Consider the following 19,939-nt stretch of genomic DNA (forward strand, 5'->3'; position numbering starts at 1 on the left):
GTTGATAGGCCGGATCTGGAAGCACCGCAAGGTGTGGAGGTGACCGGTACTAATAGGCCGAGGGCTTGTCCTCAGTTGCTCGCGTCCACTGTGTTGGTTCTGAAACCACGAACAACCCCATGTGCCACACATGGTGCGGTTGTCAGTTTCATAGTGTTTCGGTGGTCATAGCGTTAGGGAAACGCCCGGTTACATTCCGAACCCGGAAGCTAAGCCTTTCAGCGCCGATGGTACTGCAGGGGGGACCCTGTGGGAGAGTAGGACGCCGCCGAACAATCATTGCGAGAAGACCCCGCACCGGGAACGGTGCGGGGTTTTCTGCGTTTAGGGGGAGTGCCGGGAGAGCGGCGGGGCGGGCTGCCCCGCCGGTCATAGACGTCCTGCTGCCTTCAGTTCGAGATAGGCGTCCGCCAGTGCCGGGGCGAGGTTGTCCGGGGTCGCGTCGACTACCGTGACGCCGTGCCGGCGGAGCTGGTCGGCGGTGCGGTCGCGTTCCGACTGGGCCTGTGCGGCCGCCGCGGCCTCGTAGACCGCGTCCGTGGTACCGCGAGCCTCAGCCATGCGCGCGATCTGCGGGTCCGCCACCGACGCCAGGAGCACCGTATGGCGCTGAGTCAGTCGGGACAGGACCGGGAGAAGCCCCTCTTCGATCGGGGCGGCGTCGAGCGTCGTGAGCAGGACGACCAGCGAGCGGCGCGGGGCCGAGCGCAGGGCCATGGCGGTGAGACCGCGCGCGTCGGTCTCCACGAGTTCCGGCTCCAGAGCGGCCATGGCATTGACCAGTGACGGGAGCAGATCGCTCGCCGTGCGGCCCTGTATGTGAGCGCGCACCCGACGGTCGTACGCGAGAAGGTCCACGCGGTCGCCCGCCCGGGAGGCCAGCGCGGCCAGGAGCAGAGCGGCGTCCATGGAGGCGTCCAGCCGGGGGGCGTCACCGACACGGCCGGCGGAGGTGCGGCCGGTGTCGAGGACGAGCAGGATGTGCCGGTCCCGCTCCGGGCGCCAGGTGCGTACCGCGACGGTGGTCTGGCGAGCGGTCGCCCGCCAGTCGATGGAACGGGTGTCGTCGCCGGGGACGTACTCACGCAGGCTGTCGAACTCCGTGCCCTCGCCGCGGGTGAGCAGGCTCGTGCGGCCGTCGAGTTCGCGGAGTCGGGACAGCTTCGAGGGGAGATGCTTGCGGCTGGCGAAAGGCGGCAGGACGCGCACCGTCCACGGGACCCGGTGGGCGCCCTGACGGGTGAAGAGCCCCAGCGGCCCGTACGAGCGGATCGTGACGCGGTCCGAGCGGTGGTCGCCGCGGCGCGTGGGGCGCAGACGCGTGGTGACGCGCCTGCGTTCACCGGCGGGCACCGTCACCCGGTGGCGTGAGGCCGCCGCCTCCCCGCCGTCCGGCCAGCTGCTGGGCGGCCACGCGTCGCGGAGGTGGGCCCGAAGGGGACGGGTGGAGGGGTTGGTGACCGTCAGCGTGATGTCGGTGGTGCCCCCCAGACGGGTGGACGTGTCGCCGCTGCGGGACAGGCGCAGACGCCGTACGGGGGCGGCCAGGGCGAAGTCGCAGGCGCAGGCCGCTGCCAGCGGGACGTTGACCGCGAGGATCCCCGTCAGGCCCGGTTCCCAGATGCCGACGGGGACGGAGCCCAGGGCCGCCAGGAGCGCGGCGCGTCCGGTGAAGGCCATCAGCGGGGCACGGGGACGTGGGCGAGGATCGCGTTGATCACGGAGTCCGTGGTCACGCCCTCCATCTCGGCCTCCGGACGGAGCTGCACCCGGTGCCGGAGAGTGGGCAGGGCCAGGGCCTTCACGTCGTCAGGGGTGACGTAGTCGCGGCCCGTCAGCCAGGCCCAGGCGCGGGCCGTCGCGAGCAGGGCCGTGGCTCCGCGCGGGGAGACGCCGAGGGTGAGGGACGGCGACTCGCGGGTGGCCCGGCAGATGTCGACGACGTACCCAGTGATCTCCGGGGAGACGGTCGTCTTGGCGACCTCCGCGCGGGCGGCCTCCAGATCGGCGGCGTTCGCCACGGGGCGTACGCCGGCGGCGCGCAGGTCGCGCGGGTTGAAGCCCGAGGCGTGGCGGGTGAGGACGTCGATCTCGTCCTGGCGGGAGGGGAGCGGGACGGTCAGCTTGAGAAGGAAGCGGTCCAGCTGGGCCTCTGGCAGGGGATAGGTGCCCTCGTACTCGACCGGGTTCTGGGTCGCCGCGACCAGGAAGGGCTCAGGGAGGGGACGGGGTGTGCCGTCGACCGTGATCTGGCGTTCCTCCATGGCTTCGAGGAGGGACGACTGGGTCTTCGGGGGCGTGCGGTTGATCTCGTCGGCGAGCAGGAGGTTGGTGAACGCGGGACCGGGCTGGAAGGAGAACTCGGCGGTGCGGGCGTCGTAGACGAGGGAGCCGGTGACGTCGCTCGGCATCAGGTCGGGGGTGAACTGGACGCGCTTGGTGTCGAGTTCGGTGGCGGCGGCGAGGGCGCGCACGAGGAGGGTCTTGGCGACCCCGGGGACGCCTTCCAGGAGCACGTGGCCGCGGCACAGGAGCGCTACGACGAGACCGGTGACGGCGGCGTCCTGGCCGACCACGGCCTTCGCGATCTCGGCGCGCAGGGCTTCCAGGGAGGCGCGGGCGTCGCCCGGGTTCCCGGTCCGCCCGGCGTTGTCAGTGGTCGGGTCCATCATGGACGGCGTACCTCTCTTTCGAGGGCGTCGAGTTGGTCGGCGAGGGCTGTGAGGGCCGCGTCGTCGCCGGGCGGCGGGCCGAAGAGGAGGGTGTGCAGGGTTTGTCCGCCGTCGTGTGCGCCGGTGAGGTGGGTGGACAGGGCGGGGAGCAGGGCCTCGGGCGCGTGCGCCTGGGCGACGGGGACGCCGACGAGGGGGGCGAGGCGGGTGCGGGTGGCGGAGCGAAGAGCGGTCGCGGCGCGGTCGCGGGCGTTCGCCTTGCGGTAGAGGCGGGCGCGGCCTTCGACGGTCTCGGAGGCGCGGATCGCCACGGGGAGGTTCTCCGGTACCAGGGGGCCGAGCCGGCGTGCCCGCCACAGGGCCGCGAGTGCCGCGGCGACGAAGAGTTGCAGGGTGCCCCAGAGCCAGCCCGACGGGAGCAGGTCGAAGAAGCTCCGTTCGTCGTCCGGGGTGGTGGCGTCGGTGAGCGAGGGGAGGTACCAGACCAGGTGTGCGCGGGAGCCGAGGAGTTGCAGGGCGAGCGAGGCGTTGCCGTGCTTGTCGAGGCGGTCGTTGTAGAGGATGTCGGGGGCGCCCAGGACGACGGTGTCGCCCGGAGTGTGCTCCTGGGGCGTCTTCGCGGACGCGTCCGGGATGCGCAGCAGGGTGGCCAGACGCCGGCTGGGATAGCAGGCCTCGGCCTCGATGTGGTTGCTGCTGTAGCGGACGCCGCCGGTGTCGGCGGTGCCTGCGCGCCGTGCGGCCGGCAAGGCGCAGTCGGGGGCCAGCGTGGAGTCGAAGCTGAGCGCGGGGTCCGCGGTGACGCCCGGGGCGAGGCGTTCGACGGCGGGGCCGCCGGGAGCCACCAGGAGGGTACGGCCGCCCGAGCCCTCGGTCGCCGCGTGCAGCTGCGTCTGCTGACGTCCGGTCAGCAGGTCCGGGACGGCGACGAGGAGCGTGGTGTCCGGGCCGGCCGCGGCGCGTGCGTCGTCCAGGGTGGTCACCACGCGCGTGGACACCCCCCGGTCGGCGAGGAGTTCGGCGACCGCCCGGCTGCCGTAGGGGTCGGCGGAGCGAGGGTCGAGTTCCCCGTGGCGGGCGTCGGAGCGGATGACGGCGATCGCGACGGCACCGGCGAGCAGGACGACGAGGGCGAGGGCGATGCCCCGAGCGCGGGTCCACACCTGGCGGGCGGTGGGCGAGACCGAGGTGGTGGGGAGCGTGGCCTCGGTGGTCATCCGGCGGCTCCCCGGGAGGTGTTCGAGTCCCCGTTGCCGACCGTGCCGGCCATCGGCTGCGGCTTGGTGCGCTCCAGGTCGCGGTCGAGTTCGGTCAGGCGCCGGTACGTCTGCTCGGTGCCGGGACGGCCGCCGTACGTGACGTCGTCGAAGTCCCGGGCCGCGGCGCGCAGCCGGTCGCCGTGGGCGGGCAGGGCGCGGCCGGCCTCGGCGGCCGCCTCGTCGGCGGTGCGGCCGGGGCGGAGGTCCAGCAGGGCCCGTTCCTCCAGTGCGCGGACGACGGCCCGCATGCGTTCCTGGACCGCCTGGTTCCAGTGCCGCTGGGCGGCGTGCGCCTCGGCTGCGGCGCGGTGGTCGGCGGCGCTGCGCGGACGGTCGTCGAAGAGGGCGGGGGCGGAGGCCGGCTCGCGGCGCGGGGTGCCCAGGCGCCACCAGAGGGCGCCCAGCACCGCCAGGACGGCCACGATGACGACCACCAGGCCGAGCGTCCCCCCGGGCGTCGCGGTGGACGCCCTGCTGAACAGCTCGTCGACCCAGTCCCAGAAGGCGTTCAGGGCCCGCTGGAACCAGCCGGGGTCGTTCTCGTGGTACATCCGCTTGGACAGCTCGTCCCGGGCCGCCTCCCGCGCGGGGTCGCGCGGGACCGTCACCGGCGGTTCGTCACCGGCCCGCGGCAGCGACAGCACGGAGGTGCCGCCGGCCTGGGACGACGTCCGTACGGCGGCGCGTGACAGCACCTCCGTGAGCACTCCCCCCGCCGGGCTCACCGCATCAGCTCCCCGGAGTGGTGCCGGAGGCGCCGGAACCCGGGAGGCCGGCGGCACGGGCCAGTTCCAGGTCGAGGGCCTCGCGGCGGATGCGCTGGTCGATGTACAGCAGCACGGTGACGCCCGCCGTGATCGGGAAGGTGATCATGGAGCCGATCACCGAGCCGATGCCGCTGACGATGAGGAAGGTCCAGCCGAGGTTCCCGGTGCCGTCGAGGAAGCCGCTGATGCCGCCGCTGCCGAGGGCCGCGGCGAGGAAGGCGAAGGGGATGGCGATGATCGACGCGACGACGGTCGCGATGATCGTCGCGAGCAGCTGGATGCCGAAGACCCGCCACCAGGCGCCGCGGACCAGTTTCAGGGAGCGGCTCATCGCCTGCTTGATGCCCTGCTTCTCCAGCATCAGGGCGGGGGAGGCCAGCGAGAGCCGGACCATGAGCCACACCGTGAGGACACCGGCCGCCAGAGCGCCCAGTACGGCCAGGGCCACGCCCGCGTCGCCGCCCCCCGCGGCGGACACGAGGAGACCCGGAGTCATGCCGAGCGTGACGATGCCGGCGACGATGAGCAGCAGCAGGACGATCAGACCGAAGAGCTTCGCCACCTGGGGGCGGGCGTCCCGCCAGGCCTCACCGGTCGTCACCGGCCTGCCGAGCACGGCCCGACTGGTGACGGTCGTGAGCAGGGCGGTGGCCAGGACGGTGCCGATCAGCGAGATCAGGAAGACGACGCCCGAGTTGAGCGTGGTCTCGGTCAGGGCGTCGCCGAGTTCACCGAGGGTGGCGTCGGGGTCGTTGAGGACCTCGGAGCTGGAGTCGTCCAGGACGAGGCCCTGGAGCAGCACGACGACGATCTCCGTGAGCACCGCGATGGTCAGCGAGATGCCGAGGACCGTGCGCCAGTAGGTGCGCATGGTGGAGACGGCGCCGTCGAGGATCTCGCCGACGCCGAGCGGACGGAGCGGGATCACGCCGGGCTTGGCCGCGGGCGGGGGACCGCCCCAGCCGCCTCCCCAGCCGCCGGGCCCACCAGGGGGGCCGTAACCGCCGTAGGCCCCGCCCTGGCCGCCGTAGCCGCCCGGGCCGGGTCCGCCGTAGCCACCGGGTCCGCCCGGAGGCGGGGCGCCCCAGCCCTGGTTCGGAGGCGGAGGCGGCGGGGACTGCTCGGGGCCGGTCGGCGCCGACCACTGGCCGGGGGGCGGCTGCTCCTTCGACCACTTCGTGCCGGGGCCCGTCGGTTCCGTGCCCGGCTGGTCCGTGCCCGGCTGGTCCGCGGGCCGCGCCGGCTGATCGGGGACGCCGGGGCGGTCGGCGGGCTCGGCGGGGCCGGACGTGCCGGGCTCCCGCCCGTCGGACGGGGCGGATCCGGGCGAGGCCCAGCCCGGAGTGTCGTTCATCGTCGCTCCTTCACGGTGCCCGTCCGCGGGCGCGGCGGCAGGTTGGCAGCCATCGTGCCATGGGGTGGTCGGCGGCGGACCGGGCGCGGTAGGGGCTGCGCACCTTCAATTGTCCGCCGGATAGGGGGCAGACTGACCGCATGGCTGATCAGGACGCGCGACGCGGCGAGGACAAGCGGCCGACCGAGATCCCGGCACTGCGCTGGGAGGAACCACCAGAGGGCCCGGTGCTGGTCCTGCTGGACCAGACGAGGCTGCCGGTCGAGGAGGTCGAGCTGGTCTGCACGGACCCGTCCGCGCTCGTGGAGGCGATACGCTCGCTCGCCGTGCGCGGGGCACCCCTGCTCGGTGTCGCGGGCGCCTACGGCGTCGCGCTCGCCGCCGCCAGGGGCTTCGAGGTGGAGGAGGCCGCGGCCGCGCTGGCGGGGGCCCGCCCCACCGCGGTGAACCTCGCCGTCGGTGTCGGTCGGGCGCACGCAGCCCACCAGGAGGCGCTCGCCAGGACCGGCGACACCGGGCAGGCCGCCGCGGCCGCCCTGACCGCGGCCCGGGCGTTGCACCGGGAGGACGCCGAGGCCAGCGTCCGGATGGCCGCGCACGGGTCGGCGCTGCTGGACGAGCTGCTGCCCGCCGGCGGGCACCGCGTCCTCACGCACTGCAACACCGGTGCGCTGGTGTCGGGCGGCGAGGGGACCGCCTTCGCGGTGGCGCTCGCGGCACACCGGTCGGGCCGGCTGCGGCGCCTGTGGGTGGACGAAACGCGTCCGTTGCTGCAAGGTGCTCGCCTGACGGCATACGAGGCGGCCCGCAACGGCATGGCGTACACCTTGCTGACCGACAACGCGGCCGGTTCGCTGTTCGCGGCGGGTGAGGTGGACGCGGTGCTCATCGGCGCGGACCGCATCGCGGCCGACGGTTCGGTGGCGAACAAGGTGGGGAGCTATCCGCTCGCCGTGCTCGCCAGGTACCACCACGTGCCGTTCATCGTGGTGGCGCCGCTCACGACGGTGGATCGGGGCACCAGGGACGGGGCGTCCATCGAGGTCGAACAGCGCCCCGGGTACGAAGTGACCGAGATCACAGCACCCCAGGTGCCGGTGACCGGAGCGGGAGGCGGAATTCCGGTGGCACCCCTGGGGACCCAGGCGTACAACCCGGCGTTCGACGTGACCCCGCCCGAGTTGGTGACGGCGATCGTCACCGAGGAGGGCGTGATTTCGCCCGTGACGGCCGACGCCCTGGCCGAGCTGTGTGCCAGGTCACGCCAGGTAACGATTAGCTAATGGGATGATGTCGTTTATGAAGGGACGAGTCCTTGTCGTCGACGACGACACCGCACTGGCCGAGATGCTCGGCATTGTGCTGCGTGGTGAGGGTTTTGAGCCATCTTTCGTAGCCGACGGCGACAAGGCGCTGGCCGCCTTCCGGGAGACCAAGCCGGACCTGGTACTGCTCGACCTCATGCTGCCCGGTCGGGACGGCATCGAGGTGTGCCGCCTGATCAGGGCGGAGTCGGGTGTGCCGATCGTGATGCTGACGGCGAAGAGTGACACCGTCGACGTCGTGGTGGGTCTCGAGTCGGGTGCCGACGACTACATCGTGAAGCCGTTCAAGCCGAAGGAGCTGGTGGCCCGTATCCGGGCGCGCCTGCGGAGGTCCGAGGAGCCGGCGCCGGAGCAGCTCGCCATAGGCGACCTGGTCATCGACGTGGCCGGTCACTCCGTGAAGCGGGAGGGGCAGTCGATCGCCCTGACGCCGCTGGAGTTCGACCTGCTGGTGGCGCTGGCCCGCAAGCCGTGGCAGGTGTTCACGCGCGAAGTGCTCCTCGAGCAGGTCTGGGGCTACCGGCACGCGGCCGACACCCGGCTGGTCAACGTGCACGTACAGCGGCTGCGCTCCAAGGTCGAGAAGGACCCGGAGAAGCCGGAGATCGTCGTGACCGTCCGTGGCGTCGGCTACAAGGCGGGACCGAGCTGACATGAGCAGGGACAGTGCCGCTTCGGCGCCCGGCCGGTCCGGGGCCCGCGCCGGACGGCCTGTCGGCCACCCGCCCGCCGGTTCCCGTTGGCGCCGGCTTCTCGACGGCGGGCTGCTGCACGGCGGGGTGCAGGGCAGTCCGGTGATCCGGTTGTTCATGCGCTGGGTCCGGCGTCCGCTGCTGCCCGTGATGCGACTGTGGCGGCGCAACATCCAGCTCAAGGTCGTCGTGACCACGCTGCTGATGTCGCTGGGCGTGGTGCTGCTGCTCGGCTTCGTGGTGATCGGGCAGGTCCGCAACGGCCTGCTGGACGCCAAGGTGAAGGCGTCCCAGAGCCAGGCCACCGGCGGGTTCGCGGTGGCCAGGCAGAAGGCCGAGGAGGCGGCGAGCGTCGGCGGCGACGACGGTGCTCCCGTGGACGGCCGCTCCCCGCAGAACGTCATCCAGTGGATGAGTGAACTGGTGAAGTCGCTCTCCAGCGGTGGCCAGGGCGCCTTCGACGTGGTCACGCTCCCCATGGGCGGGGACAGCGGCAGCGGTCGCGGCCCGCGCGCCTCCGGCCTGGTCAACTGGTCGCAGAGCGTGCCGGAGGAGCTGCGCGAGCGGATCGACGGCGACACGGCGGCGGCCCAGAGCTATACGCGGATCACCTACGACTCCGACGGTGCCTCCCAGCCCGGCCTGGTCATCGGCAAGCAGGTGAACGACCCGAACGGTGAGCCGTACCAGCTGTACTACCTCTTCCCGCTGACCCAGGAGGAGGAGTCGCTGAGCCTGGTCAGAGGGACGCTGGCGACGGCCGGGCTGTTCGTCGTGGTCCTGCTGGGGGCCATCGCGTGGCTCGTGGTGCGGCAGGTCGTCACGCCGGTGCGGATGGCGGCGAGCATCGCCGAGCGGCTGTCCGCCGGGCGGCTCCAGGAACGGATGAAGGTCACCGGCGAGGACGACATCGCGCGGCTCGGCGAGGCCTTCAACAAGATGGCGCAGAACCTCCAGCTGAAGATCAGCCAGCTCGAGGACCTGTCGCGGATGCAGCGGCGCTTCGTCTCCGACGTGTCGCACGAGCTGCGCACCCCGCTGACGACCGTGCGGATGGCCGCCGACGTCATCCACGACGCGCGCGTGGACTTCGATCCGGTGACCGCGCGGTCGGCGGAGCTGCTCGCCGACCAGCTGGACCGGTTCGAGACGCTCCTCGCGGACCTGCTGGAGATCAGCCGCTTCGACGCGGGCGCCGCGGCGCTGGAGGCGGAGCCGATAGACCTCCGGGAGGTCGTCCGGCGGGTCGTCAGCGGCGCCGAGCCGCTCGCCGAGCGCAAGGGCACGCGGATACGCGTCGCAGGCGACCAGCAGCCCGTGGTCGCCGAGGCGGACGCCCGGCGCGTGGAGCGGGTGCTGCGCAACCTCGTCGTCAACGCCGTCGAGCACGGCGAGGGCCACGACGTCGTCGTCAAGCTCGCGGCGGCGGGCGGTGCGGTGGCCGTCGCGGTGCGCGACTACGGCGTCGGACTCAAGCCCGGCGAGGCCACCCGGGTCTTCAGCCGCTTCTGGCGGGCCGACCCGGCACGCGCGCGTACCACCGGCGGTACGGGACTGGGTCTGTCCATCGCCCTGGAGGACGCGCGGCTGCACGGCGGCTGGCTGCAGGCCTGGGGCGAGCCGGGCGGCGGCTCGCAGTTCCGGCTGACGCTGCCCAGGACCGCGGACGAGCCGTTGCGGGGCTCACCGATACCGCTGGAGCCGACGGACTCCCGTCGCAACCGCGGGCTGCACGACGCGGGTCTCGACGACTCAGGCTCCCGTGACGCCGGTTCGCCGCGCGGCGGGGGCACGGCGGCCGGCGTCCCGGCGCAGGCGACCGGAGGACAGGACCCGGTGTCCGCGCGGGGCCCGATACCCCCGCGGTCGGCGCCGCCGACCCCGACGGCCGACCCGACGGCGATGCCGGGCAACGGCGCGCGCGTGGTGCCTCGGCCCGTGTCGGGCGCCCGGAGACAGGACGGCGGGCCCGCGCCCGAGGCGGCGGACCGCCCGGACGCCGGGCCGGAGGAAACGAGCAGGCAAGGGGAGGCAACTCGTGGGCGCTGACCGCGGGGGGAGCGGTCGGCGGGTGCCGGCACGCTCGGTGGCGTACGCCGTCTGCGGCGCCGTACTGCTGGCGGGGTGTGCGTCCATGCCCGACAGCGGGGACCTGCGCGGGGTGGACTCCACGCCGCGCCAGGACCCGCAGGTGCGGGTCTTCGCGATGCCGCCGCGGGACGGCGACTCGCCCACGGAGATCGTGCAGGGCTTCCTGGAGGCGCTGACCAGCAACGAACCGCACTACGAGACGGCCCGCCAGTACCTGACGGGCGAGGCCGCGAAGACCTGGGAGCCGGAACGCTCCACCACGGTGCTCGCGGGCGGGCCGGGAACCGAGTCCGACCACTCCGGCAGCCGTGAGGAGGCCAACGACTACTCGGTGACGCTGACCGGCGCCCGGGTCGCCACCGTGGACGCCCAGCAGTCGTACGCGCCGACCGACGGCCAGTACCGCGAACCGGTCCACCTCACGCGCGACGGCAAGAGCGGGCAGTGGCGCATCGACTCCGTGCCGCAGGGCGTCATCATGGGCAAGTCGGACTTCCAGCGCACCTACATGTCCGTCAACAAGTACTACTTCGCCTCGAACACAAGCCCCACGACCCAGGCCGGTACCAGTGCGCAGCCGGCCGCCGTCGCCGATCCGGTGTACGTGCGGCGGCTCGTGGACCCCATGACCCAGGTGGTGCGTTCCCTGATCAGCGGTCCGACGAGCCTGCTCGGTCCGGTGGTGCGGTCCAGCTTCCCGACCGGTACGGCGCTCGCCGAGAACGTCGACTCGCTGACTCCCGACGACCACAACAAGCTGACGGTGAGCCTGAACGAGGAAGCGGCGGGGGTCGGCGCGGGCAAGTGCGACGAGATGGCGGCGCAGCTCCTGTTCACCCTGCAGAACCTCACCCCGGTGGTGGACGAGGTCGAGCTGCGCTCGGGCCGTGAGCACCTCTGCTCGCTCACCGAGGACCGCGCGGAGGCGGTGGCGACGCGCGGCTCGGCCCAGCGTCCCGACTACCTGTACTTCATCGACGACGAGGACCGCCTGGTCCGCATCGCCGCCGGCAGCAACGGGACCCGGTCGGAACGCGTCCCCGGCGCGCTCGGCGAGGGCGCGGCGGCCCTGCGGTCGGTGGCGGTGTCGCGGGACGAGCACAGCGCGGCCGGGATCGGGCTGGACAACAAGTCGCTGTACGTCGGGTCGCTGGTGTCGGGGGGCTCGCTCGGCGACGCGGTGCTGGTCAGCAAGGGCAAGACGGAGGCGGACCGGCTGACTCCGCCCAGCTGGGACGCGCAGGGGGACCTGTGGATCGCCGACCGCAACCCGGCCGACCCCCGTCTGCTGCTGCTGGAGAAGGGCGCGGGCGCGCCGGTGGAGGTGCGGACGCCGGGGCTGGACGGACGGGTCCAGGCGGTTCGCGTGGCCGCCGACGGCGTGCGGATCGCGCTGATCGTGGAGAAGGACGACGAGCGCTCGCTGCTCATCGGCCGGATCGAACGGGACGGGAAGGCGGACGGTCCGCCCGCGGTCACCGTCGTCGAACCGCGCTCCGCGACCCCCGAGCTGGAAGAGGTCACGGCGATGTCCTGGGCCGGTGACAGCCGGCTCGTGGTGGTCGGACGTGAGCGCGGGGGCGTTCAGCAGATCGGGTACGTGCAGGTCGACGGGTCCACGCCGGAGGCCTCGGTGCCCGCCGCCCTGACCGGCGTGAAGGAGATCGCCGCGACGGAGGACGAGCGGCTGCCGCTGGTGGCGTACTCGGAGGACCTGATCGTCCGGCTGCCGTCCGGACTGCAGTGGCAGAAGGTGACGGAGGGGACGGCGCCGGTCTATCCGGGGTGATCCCCGGGGCGTGCGGTGCGGTCGCGCACTCGTGTGAGTGAGGCGCGACGGCGGGGGCGCGGGGTTGTCCACAGGGACGGCTCCGGCGTTTTCCACAGGCCTGGTCGAGTCGTGCGGGCGTTGGCACAGTGGTGGCCGTGCGGACATGGTGGCGGGATCTCGAGGACCTGGTGCTGCCGGCCGAGTGCGGCGGCTGCGGCAGGGGGCGTGCCGTGCTGTGCGGCGGGTGCCGTACGGCCCTGAGCGGGGCCGCGCCGAGCCGGGTGCGGCCGGTGCCGGAGCCGCCCGGGCTGCCGGTCGTGCACGCGGCCGCGCGGTATGCGGACGAGGTGCGGGCCGCTCTGCTGGCCCACAAGGAGCGCGGCGCGCTGGCTCTCACGGCACCGCTCGGCGCGGCGCTGGCGGGGGCGGTGCGCGCGGGGCTGCGGGAGGGGTGTGGGGACGCAGGGACGGCGACGGGCTCGGCCGGACGGGGGCCGGTGCTGTTGGTGCCCGTGCCGTCCGCGCGGCGGGCGGTGCGGCGGCGCGGACACGACCCGGCGCGGCGGATCGCCCTCGCTGCCGCCGCGCGGCTGCGGCGGGACGGGACGGCCGCCCGGGTGGTGCCCGTGCTGCGCCAGCGGCGAGCCGTGGCCGACCAGTCGGGGCTCGACGCCCGGCAGCGGCTCGGCAATCTGGCCGGCGCGCTGGCGGTCGTCCCCGGCGGGGGCCGCTTGCTGCGGGCCGGGGGGCCCGTCGTCCTGGTCGACGACCTGATGACGACGGGGGCGTCGTTGACGGAGGCGGCGCGCGCCGTGCGTGCGGAGACGGCCCGGGCGCACACGGCGGGGAGGGTCGCCGGGTCCGAGCGCCGGACGGGGCCGGGCGGGCACCCGAGCGGAAGATCGGCTGTGTATCCGTCGGCGCCAGGGGAAGGCAGAGAGGAACGGAAGACCGGGCCCCGAATGGCGGGTCCGAACGGAGGCGATGACGTGATACGTCGAGTGATCCGCGCGGCAGTGGTCGCGGCATCACCGGAAGCCTTCGAAATAAACCGGAACTGACTGGGAACTTGTGTTGTTGCAGGTATTGGGAGGGCTTATTCACCGGAACGGAGGTACGCCGCAGTAGAGGGTGACGACTTCCGCCCCGGCGAGATATGTTCGGTTGTGAGGCAAAGCCGCAGGCCACACCTCCCGAATCCGAATGCCGCGCTGCGGGTTCCCACGTCATCACCCGCACCGGGGGAGTGGAGATACCGCCCGCGGGGGAGGAGGTGGAAGTCACCGAGTCCGAGGTTCCGGTACGGACCGGAATCTGGTGCGAAAGGGAGATGCTCCGCCGTCGAAGCGGAGTGATCCGGGAACGGAGTTCTGCGTGGACATCGTCGTCAAGGGCCGCAAGACCGAGGTGCCCGAGCGGTTCCGGAAGCACGTGGCCGAGAAGCTGAAGCTGGACAAGATCCAGAAGCTCGATGGCAAGGTGATCAGCCTCGACGTCGAGGTGTCCAAGGAGCCGAACCCCCGGCAGGCCGACCGCTGCGACCGAGTGGAGATCACGCTCCGCTCCCGCGGTCCGGTGATTCGGGCGGAGGCAGCGGCGAGCGACCCCTACGCGGCGCTCGACCTGGCGGCGGAGAAGCTTGACGCACGGCTGCGCAAGCAGCACGACAAGCGTTTCTCGCGTCGCGGATCGCGCCGGATCTCGGCGGCCGAGGTCGCCGACCACGTCCCCGGCGCCGCGACCCTGAACGGGAACGGCGAGATCGTCCCGGAGGAGAAGCAGGACGGCGTCCCCACCAAGAAGATCGGCTCGCTCGAGGTGCAGGGCGACGGCCCGCTCGTCGTCCGCGAGAAGACCCACGTGGCCGCGCCGATGACCCTCGACCAGGCGCTCTACGAGATGGAGCTGGTCGGGCACGACTTCTACCTGTTCGTCGACTCCGAGACCAAGGAACCCAGCGTCGTCTACCGGCGGCACGCCTACGACTACGGCGTGATCCACCTCACCACGGACACGATGGTCACCCAGTCGCACGCTCCCGAGGCGGGAGACGCGCTGGGCGGCTGACGACGCCGGAACAGTCGGTGCCCCTGGAGCGCGTGTGCGCCCCCAGGGGCACCGGTGTGCGACGGTGCGCGAGGGTTGCGACCCCCTCGTGGCGCCGCTCGTCCCCCCGGTGTCGGCCGGACATGGAATCATGGCGGCAACGGCCCAACCGGTGGGTCGTTGCTCTGGGTTGGCGATGGCTCAGGACCTCGGGCCACGGCCTTCAGGGGGAGGAACGATGGCGGACACTTTCGGACCGATGCGGGGCGACGGCGTCGACGGGATCGACGACGGTGCCGACGGCATGGGCCCGGACGCGGGCTCCGCGCGCGAGGAGCCGATCAGGGTCCTGGTGGTGGACGACCACGCCCTGTTCCGCCGCGGTCTGGAGATCGTGCTCGCGGCCGAGGAGGACATCCAGGTCGTCGGGGAGGCCGGGGACGGCGCCGAGGCGGTGGAGAAGGCCGCCGACCTGCTGCCGGACATCGTCCTGATGGATGTGCGGATGCCGAAGCGGGGCGGGATCGAGGCCTGCACCTCCATCAAGGAGGTGGCCCCCAGCGCGAAGATCATCATGTTGACGATCAGCGACGAGGAGGCCGACCTCTACGACGCGATCAAGGCGGGCGCGACCGGCTATCTCCTCAAGGAGATCTCCACGGACGAGGTGGCCACCGCCATCCGCGCGGTGGCCGACGGGCAGTCGCAGATCAGCCCCTCGATGGCGTCGAAACTGCTCACCGAGTTCAAGTCGATGATCCAGCGGACCGACGAACGCCGGCTGGTGCCCGCGCCGCGGCTCACGGACCGCGAGCTGGAGGTGCTCAAGCTCGTCGCCACGGGAATGAACAACCGGGACATCGCCAAGGAACTGTTCATCTCCGAGAACACCGTGAAGAACCACGTGCGCAACATCCTGGAGAAGCTGCAGTTGCACTCCAGGATGGAGGCCGTGGTGTACGCGATGCGGGAGAAGATCCTCGAGATCCGCTGACCGGTCAGGCGAGCAGGCGGGCCAGCTCACCGGCGAGGGGCTCGCGCAGGTCCGACGCGTCGACCCGCTCCACGCGCACGTCCGTGCAGTCCACCCAGCCCGCCGCCTCGACCAGGGCCTGGGCCACCGCCGGGACCGCCTTGGGGCCGTCCAGCGTGACCTGCCTGGCGACCAGGGTGCGTCCCTCGCGGGCCGGGTCCACGCGGCCGACGAGCCGCCCGCCCGCCAGGACCGGCATCGCGAAGTAGCCGTGCACCCGCTTCTGCTTGGGCACGTAGGCCTCCAGGCGGTGGGTGAAGCCGAAGATCCGTTCCGTGCGCGCCCGCTCCCAGACCAGGGAGTCGAAGGGCGAGAGGAGCGTCGTGCGGTGCCGGCCGCGCGGGGGTGTCTCGAGGGCCGCGGGGTCCGCCCAGGCAGGCTTGGACCAGCCCTCCACCGTGACCGGGACCAGCCCCGATTCGGCGATGACGGCGTCGACCTGCTCGGCCTTGAGGCGGTGGTAGTCCGCGATGTCCGCGCGCGTGCCGACCCCCAGGGACCGGCCGGCCAGCCGGACCAGGCGGCGCAGGCACTCCGCGTCGTCGAGGTCGTCGTGCAGCAGTCCGGCCGGCACGGCGCGCTCCGCCAGGTCGTACACCCGCTTCCAGCCGCGGCGCTCGACGCACACGACCTCGCCGTACATGAGCGCGCGCTCCACGGCGACCTTCGTCCCCGACCAGTCCCACCACTCGCTGGTCCGCTTCGCACCGCCCAGGTCCGTCGCGGTGAGGGGGCCCTCGGCGCGGAGCTGCTTGACGACCTGGGCGTAGACACCGTCGGGGAGGTCGTGGTTCCACTGCGGGCGGTTGCGGTAGGCGCGGCGGCGGAAGGCGAAGTGGGGCCACTCCTCGATGGGGAGGACGCAGGCCGCGTGCGACCAGTACTCGAAGGCGTGGGTGTCCGTCCAGTAGGCCGCCTCGACCGTCTTGCGGCCCACCGCGCCGAGGCGGGCGTAGGGGATCAGCTCGTGGGAGCGGGCGAGGACCGAGATGGTGTCGAGCTGCACCGCGCCGAGATGGCGCAGGACACCGCGGACGCCTCCGCGCCGGTCGGGGGCGCCGAGGAACCCCTGCGCGCGGAGGGCGAGGCGGCGGGCCTCGTCTGCGGACAGGTCCGTGGCGGGGGGCGGGAGGGTCGTCATACGTCCGCACGATAGGCGGTGGGTCTGACAGCGGGGATCCCGCGTGCGGGCGGCGCGGAGGGTCAGGGCGCCGGCACGTACGGGGCCGTCGAGGGGAGGGCCAGGTCCGAGGGCAGGAGGGAGCCGATCCAGCAGTCGCGCCGCACGCCGTTGTTGCTGATCGCGGAGCGCAGCGTGCCCTCCATGGTGAAGCCCGCGCGCAGGGCCACCGCGCGGGAGGCCGTGTTGCCGACCTCGGCGCGCCATTCCAGGCGGTCGATCGCGCGCTCGGTGAAGGCCCAGCGGGCGACGGCGACGGCGGCCTCGGTGGTGTAGCCGCGGCCGCGGTACTCCTTGGTGCCCCAGTAGCCGATCTCCCCGACACCCGGGGAGACCATCGTGACGCCGAGCACGCCCACCAGTTCCCCGGCGGGGAGGAAGAGGCCGAAGGTGAACATGGAGCCGTTCGCGAGGCCGTCGGGGACCATCTGCTCCGTGAAGCCCTTCGCGTGCTCCGGCAGGTAGGGCGAGGGGATCGTGGTCCAGCGCTGGATGTCGGGATCCTGGCAGGCGGCGTACACGGCATCGGTGTCCTGGCGGCCGACCGTGCGCAGCACGAGGCGCTCGGTGGCGAGGGTGACGGGTTCCATCGGCCGATTCTGCGCGGCGCCCTCGGCGGGGCGCCATCTTTTTGCCCTGCGTGAACAGAAGGTCGCTTTCCGTGTGTTTCCCCGCGGGCGCGGCACCATCCGCCAAGCCCGGACGTTGAACCGGGTGACAGCAGACCGGAAGCTGGATGAAGGAGCACACGGTCCCCGTCACAGCAGGCTCCCGGGGCGGCGGGGTCCTCGCATACGATGGCCGTTGCTCAGTACGTCACAGGAAAACGACCGTCCCAGGCCCGACCGGCAAGGAGACCAACCCCCGTGTCCGTCCTCTCGAAGATCATGCGTGCAGGCGAAGGCAAGATCCTGCGCAAGCTGCACCGCATCGCGGACCAGGTCAACTCCATCGAAGAGGACTTCGTCGACCTCTCCGACGCCGAGCTGCGGGCGCTCACCGACGAGTACAAGCAGCGCTACGCCGACGGTGAGAGCCTGGACGACCTGCTTCCCGAAGCCTTCGCCACCGTCCGGGAGGCCGCCAAGCGCGTCCTGGGCCAGCGTCACTACGACGTGCAGATGATGGGCGGCGCCGCCCTGCACATGGGCTACGTCGCCGAGATGAAGACCGGTGAGGGCAAGACCCTCGTCGGCACCCTGCCCGCGTATCTCAACGCGCTGGCCGGCGAGGGCGTCCACATCGTCACGGTCAACGACTACCTGGCCGAGCGCGACTCCGAGATGATGGGCCGCGTCCACAAGTTCCTCGGTCTGAGCGTCGGCTGCATCCTCGCCAACCAGACGCCGGCCCAGCGCCGCGAGATGTACGGCTGCGACATCACCTACGGCACGAACAACGAGTTCGGCTTCGACTACCTGCGCGACAACATGGCGTGGTCCAAGGACGAACTCGTCCAGCGCGGCCACAACTTCGCCATCGTCGACGAGGTCGACTCCATCCTGGTGGACGAGGCCCGTACGCCGCTGATCATCTCCGGTCCGGCCGACCAGGCCACCAAGTGGTACGGCGACTTCGCCAAGCTGGTCACGCGCCTGAAGCGGGGCGAGGCCGGCAACACCCTCAAGGGCATCGAGGAGACCGGCGACTACGAGGTCGACGAGAAGAAGCGCACCGTCGCCATCCACGAGTCGGGTGTCGCCAAGGTCGAGGACTGGCTGGGCATCGACAACCTCTACGAGTCGGTGAACACCCCGCTGGTCGGCTACCTGAACAACGCCATCAAGGCCAAGGAACTCTTCAAGAAGGACAAGGACTACGTCGTCATCGACGGCGAAGTCATGATCGTCGACGAGCACACCGGCCGCATCCTCGCCGGCCGCCGCTACAACGAGGGCATGCACCAGGCGATCGAGGCGAAGGAAGGGGTGGACATCAAGGACGAGAACCAGACGCTCGCCACGATCACCCTCCAGAACTTCTTCCGCCTCTACAAGCGCCACGACCACAACGGCAAGGAACTGCCCGGTCTGTCCGGCATGACCGGTACGGCGATGACCGAGGCCGCCGAGTTCCACCAGATCTACAAGCTCGGCGTGGTGCCCATCCCCACCAACCGGCCGATGGTCCGCAAGGACCAGTCGGACCTGATCTACCGCACCGAGGTCGCGAAGTTCGAGGCGGTCGTCGACGACATCGAGGAGAAGCACCGCAAGGGCCAGCCGATCCTCGTCGGCACCACCTCGGTCGAGAAGTCCGAGTACCTCTCGCAGCAGCTCAGCAAGCGCGGCGTCCAGCACGAGGTGCTCAACGCCAAGCAGCACGACCGGGAGGCGACGATCGTCGCCCAGGCGGGCCGCAAGGGCTCCGTGACGGTGGCGACGAACATGGCCGGCCGTGGCACGGACATCAAGCTCGGCGGCAACCCCGAGGACCTCGCCGAGGCGGAGCTGCGCCAGCGCGGCCTCGACCCCGAGGAGCACATCGAGGAGTGGGCCGCGGCCCTGCCCGCCGCGCTGGAGCGCGCCGAGCAGGCGGTCAAGGCGGAGTTCGAGGAGGTCAAGGACCTCGGCGGGCTCTACGTGCTGGGCACCGAGCGGCACGAGTCGCGCCGTATCGACAACCAGCTGCGCGGTCGTTCCGGTCGTCAGGGCGACCCCGGCGAGTCCCGCTTCTACCTCTCCCTCGGCGACGACCTCATGCGGCTGTTCAAGGCCCAGATGGTCGAGCGCGTGATGTCGATGGCGAACGTCCCGGACGACGTGCCCATCGAGAACAAGATGGTCACGCGCGCGATCGCCTCCGCCCAGTCGCAGGTGGAGACGCAGAACTTCGAGACCCGCAAGAACGTCCTGAAGTACGACGAGGTCCTCAACCGGCAGCGCGAGGTCATCTACGGCGAGCGGCGCCGCGTCCTGGAGGGCGAGGACCTGCAGGAGCAGATCCAGCACTTCATGGGCGACACGATCGACGCGTACGTGCAGGCCGAGACCGCCGAGGGCTTCCCGGAGGACTGGGACCTCGACCGGCTCTGGGGCGCCTTCAAGCAGCTCTACCCGGTGAAGATCACCGTCGAGGAGCTGGAGGAGGCGGCCGGCGACCGGGCCGGCCTGACGGCCGACTACATCTCGGAGTCCATCAAGGACGACATCCAGGAGCAGTACGAAGCGCGTGAGGCGCAGCTCGGCTCCGAGATCATGCGGGAGCTGGAGCGCCGGGTCGTGCTCTCGGTCCTGGACCGCAAGTGGCGCGAGCACCTCTACGAGATGGACTACCTCCAGGAGGGCATCGGCCTGCGCGCGATGGCCCAGAAGGACCCGCTGGTCGAGTACCAGCGCGAGGGCTTCGACATGTTCCAGGCCATGATGGAGGGCATCAAGGAGGAGTCCGTCGGCTACCTGTTCAACCTGGAGGTCCAGGTGGAGCAGCAGGTCGAGGAGGTTCCGGTCGAGGACGCGGCGCCGTCGCTGGAGAAGGGCGCGCAGGACGCGGTCCCGGCCCAGACGGGTGCCCGCCCGGAGATCCGCGCCAAGGGACTCGACGCCCCGCAGCGCCGGGGGCTGCACTTCTCCGCGCCGACCGTGGACGGCGAGGGCGGTGTCGTCGAGGGCGACTTCACCACCGACGGCGAGCCGCAGCCGCAGTCCGACGGGCTCACGCGCGCGGAGCGCCGCAAGCAGGCCAAGGGCGGGCGTCGCCGCAAGAAGTGACCGCGGAGGCGACAGCGCTCGACGCGACGGAGCGCTCGC

General features: G+C 72.0%; 15 protein-coding genes and 1 rRNA gene. 9 read left to right on the forward strand and 7 right to left on the reverse strand.

Going from position 1 to position 19,939, the window contains the following annotated elements; translation table 11 throughout:
• The first annotated feature begins 157 nt into the window (after positions 1–157).
• Positions 158–274: ribosomal RNA gene (gene rrf, locus AC07FV_RS00005) — 5S ribosomal RNA — on the forward strand.
• A gap of 95 nt (positions 275–369) precedes the next feature.
• Here the strand turns inward: rrf and AC07FV_RS00010 are convergent.
• The 5 genes from AC07FV_RS00010 to AC07FV_RS00030 are packed head-to-tail and all read right to left on the reverse strand — an operon-like array spanning position 370 to position 6,052.
• Positions 370–1,680, reverse strand: a complete 1,311-nt coding sequence (locus AC07FV_RS00010) for a DUF58 domain-containing protein (RefSeq protein ID WP_479083516.1) — start codon at positions 1,678–1,680, stop codon at positions 370–372.
• On the reverse strand, positions 1,680–2,669 hold the full coding sequence (locus AC07FV_RS00015) for an AAA family ATPase (RefSeq protein WP_479083518.1): 990 nt from the start codon (positions 2,667–2,669) through the stop codon (positions 1,680–1,682). The genes AC07FV_RS00010 and AC07FV_RS00015 overlap by 1 nt, the downstream gene beginning before the upstream one ends.
• On the reverse strand, positions 2,669–3,889 hold the full coding sequence (locus AC07FV_RS00020; RefSeq protein WP_479083519.1) for a DUF4350 domain-containing protein: 1,221 nt from the start codon (positions 3,887–3,889) through the stop codon (positions 2,669–2,671). Before AC07FV_RS00020 ends, AC07FV_RS00015 begins: the two co-directional genes overlap by 1 nt.
• Positions 3,886–4,656, reverse strand: a complete 771-nt coding sequence (locus tag AC07FV_RS00025) for a DUF4129 domain-containing protein (protein ID WP_479083521.1) — start codon at positions 4,654–4,656, stop codon at positions 3,886–3,888. The genes AC07FV_RS00020 and AC07FV_RS00025 overlap by 4 nt, the downstream gene beginning before the upstream one ends.
• Before the next feature lie 4 nt (positions 4,657–4,660).
• Positions 4,661–6,052 carry a glycerophosphoryl diester phosphodiesterase membrane domain-containing protein gene (locus AC07FV_RS00030; RefSeq protein WP_479083522.1) on the reverse strand — a complete coding sequence of 464 codons (1,392 nt, stop codon included), beginning with the start codon at positions 6,050–6,052 and terminating at the stop codon, positions 4,661–4,663.
• A 140-nt stretch (positions 6,053–6,192) separates the two neighbouring features.
• Here AC07FV_RS00030 and mtnA point away from each other — a divergent pair, with 140 nt between their 5' ends.
• The 7 genes from mtnA to AC07FV_RS00065 all read left to right on the forward strand — a co-directional run bounded on the left by mtnA (position 6,193) and on the right by AC07FV_RS00065 (position 14,971).
• On the forward strand, positions 6,193–7,335 hold the full coding sequence (mtnA, locus tag AC07FV_RS00035; RefSeq protein ID WP_479083523.1) for an S-methyl-5-thioribose-1-phosphate isomerase: 1,143 nt from the start codon (positions 6,193–6,195) through the stop codon (positions 7,333–7,335).
• Positions 7,336–7,339: 4 nt separating this feature from the next.
• Positions 7,340–8,029 carry a two-component system response regulator MtrA gene (gene mtrA, locus AC07FV_RS00040; protein WP_193776289.1) on the forward strand — a complete coding sequence of 230 codons (690 nt, stop codon included), beginning with the start codon at positions 7,340–7,342 and terminating at the stop codon, positions 8,027–8,029.
• A 1-nt stretch (position 8,030) separates the two neighbouring features.
• Complete coding sequence (gene mtrB, locus AC07FV_RS00045) at positions 8,031–10,118, forward strand: MtrAB system histidine kinase MtrB (RefSeq protein WP_479083525.1); 2,088 nt, start codon at positions 8,031–8,033, stop codon at positions 10,116–10,118.
• Positions 10,108–11,949, forward strand: a complete 1,842-nt coding sequence (locus AC07FV_RS00050) for an LpqB family beta-propeller domain-containing protein (RefSeq protein ID WP_479083526.1) — start codon at positions 10,108–10,110, stop codon at positions 11,947–11,949. Before mtrB ends, AC07FV_RS00050 begins: the two co-directional genes overlap by 11 nt.
• A gap of 137 nt (positions 11,950–12,086) precedes the next feature.
• On the forward strand, positions 12,087–12,992 hold the full coding sequence (locus AC07FV_RS00055; protein WP_479083528.1) for a ComF family protein: 906 nt from the start codon (positions 12,087–12,089) through the stop codon (positions 12,990–12,992).
• A 313-nt stretch (positions 12,993–13,305) separates the two neighbouring features.
• On the forward strand, positions 13,306–13,998 hold the full coding sequence (gene hpf / locus AC07FV_RS00060; RefSeq protein WP_383639965.1) for a ribosome hibernation-promoting factor, HPF/YfiA family: 693 nt from the start codon (positions 13,306–13,308) through the stop codon (positions 13,996–13,998).
• A 217-nt stretch (positions 13,999–14,215) separates the two neighbouring features.
• A complete protein-coding gene (locus AC07FV_RS00065; protein ID WP_479083530.1) occupies positions 14,216–14,971 on the forward strand; it encodes a response regulator in 756 nt (251 codons plus the stop codon).
• A gap of 4 nt (positions 14,972–14,975) precedes the next feature.
• On the opposite strand, the gene AC07FV_RS00070 is transcribed toward AC07FV_RS00065, so the two are convergent.
• Complete coding sequence (locus AC07FV_RS00070) at positions 14,976–16,151, reverse strand: winged helix-turn-helix domain-containing protein (protein ID WP_479083531.1); 1,176 nt, start codon at positions 16,149–16,151, stop codon at positions 14,976–14,978.
• A gap of 62 nt (positions 16,152–16,213) precedes the next feature.
• The gene (locus AC07FV_RS00075; RefSeq protein WP_479083533.1) at positions 16,214–16,780 is read right to left on the reverse strand and encodes a GNAT family N-acetyltransferase; all 567 of its coding nucleotides are present in this window, start codon (positions 16,778–16,780) and stop codon (positions 16,214–16,216) included.
• A gap of 276 nt (positions 16,781–17,056) precedes the next feature.
• Between AC07FV_RS00075 and secA the strand changes: the two genes are divergently transcribed.
• Positions 17,057–19,900, forward strand: coding sequence for a preprotein translocase subunit SecA (gene secA / locus AC07FV_RS00080; RefSeq protein ID WP_479083534.1), 2,844 nt, complete (start codon positions 17,057–17,059; stop codon positions 19,898–19,900).
• Positions 19,901–19,939 lie beyond the last annotated feature (39 nt).

The organism is Streptomyces sp. NPDC045956 (assembly GCF_056430705.1).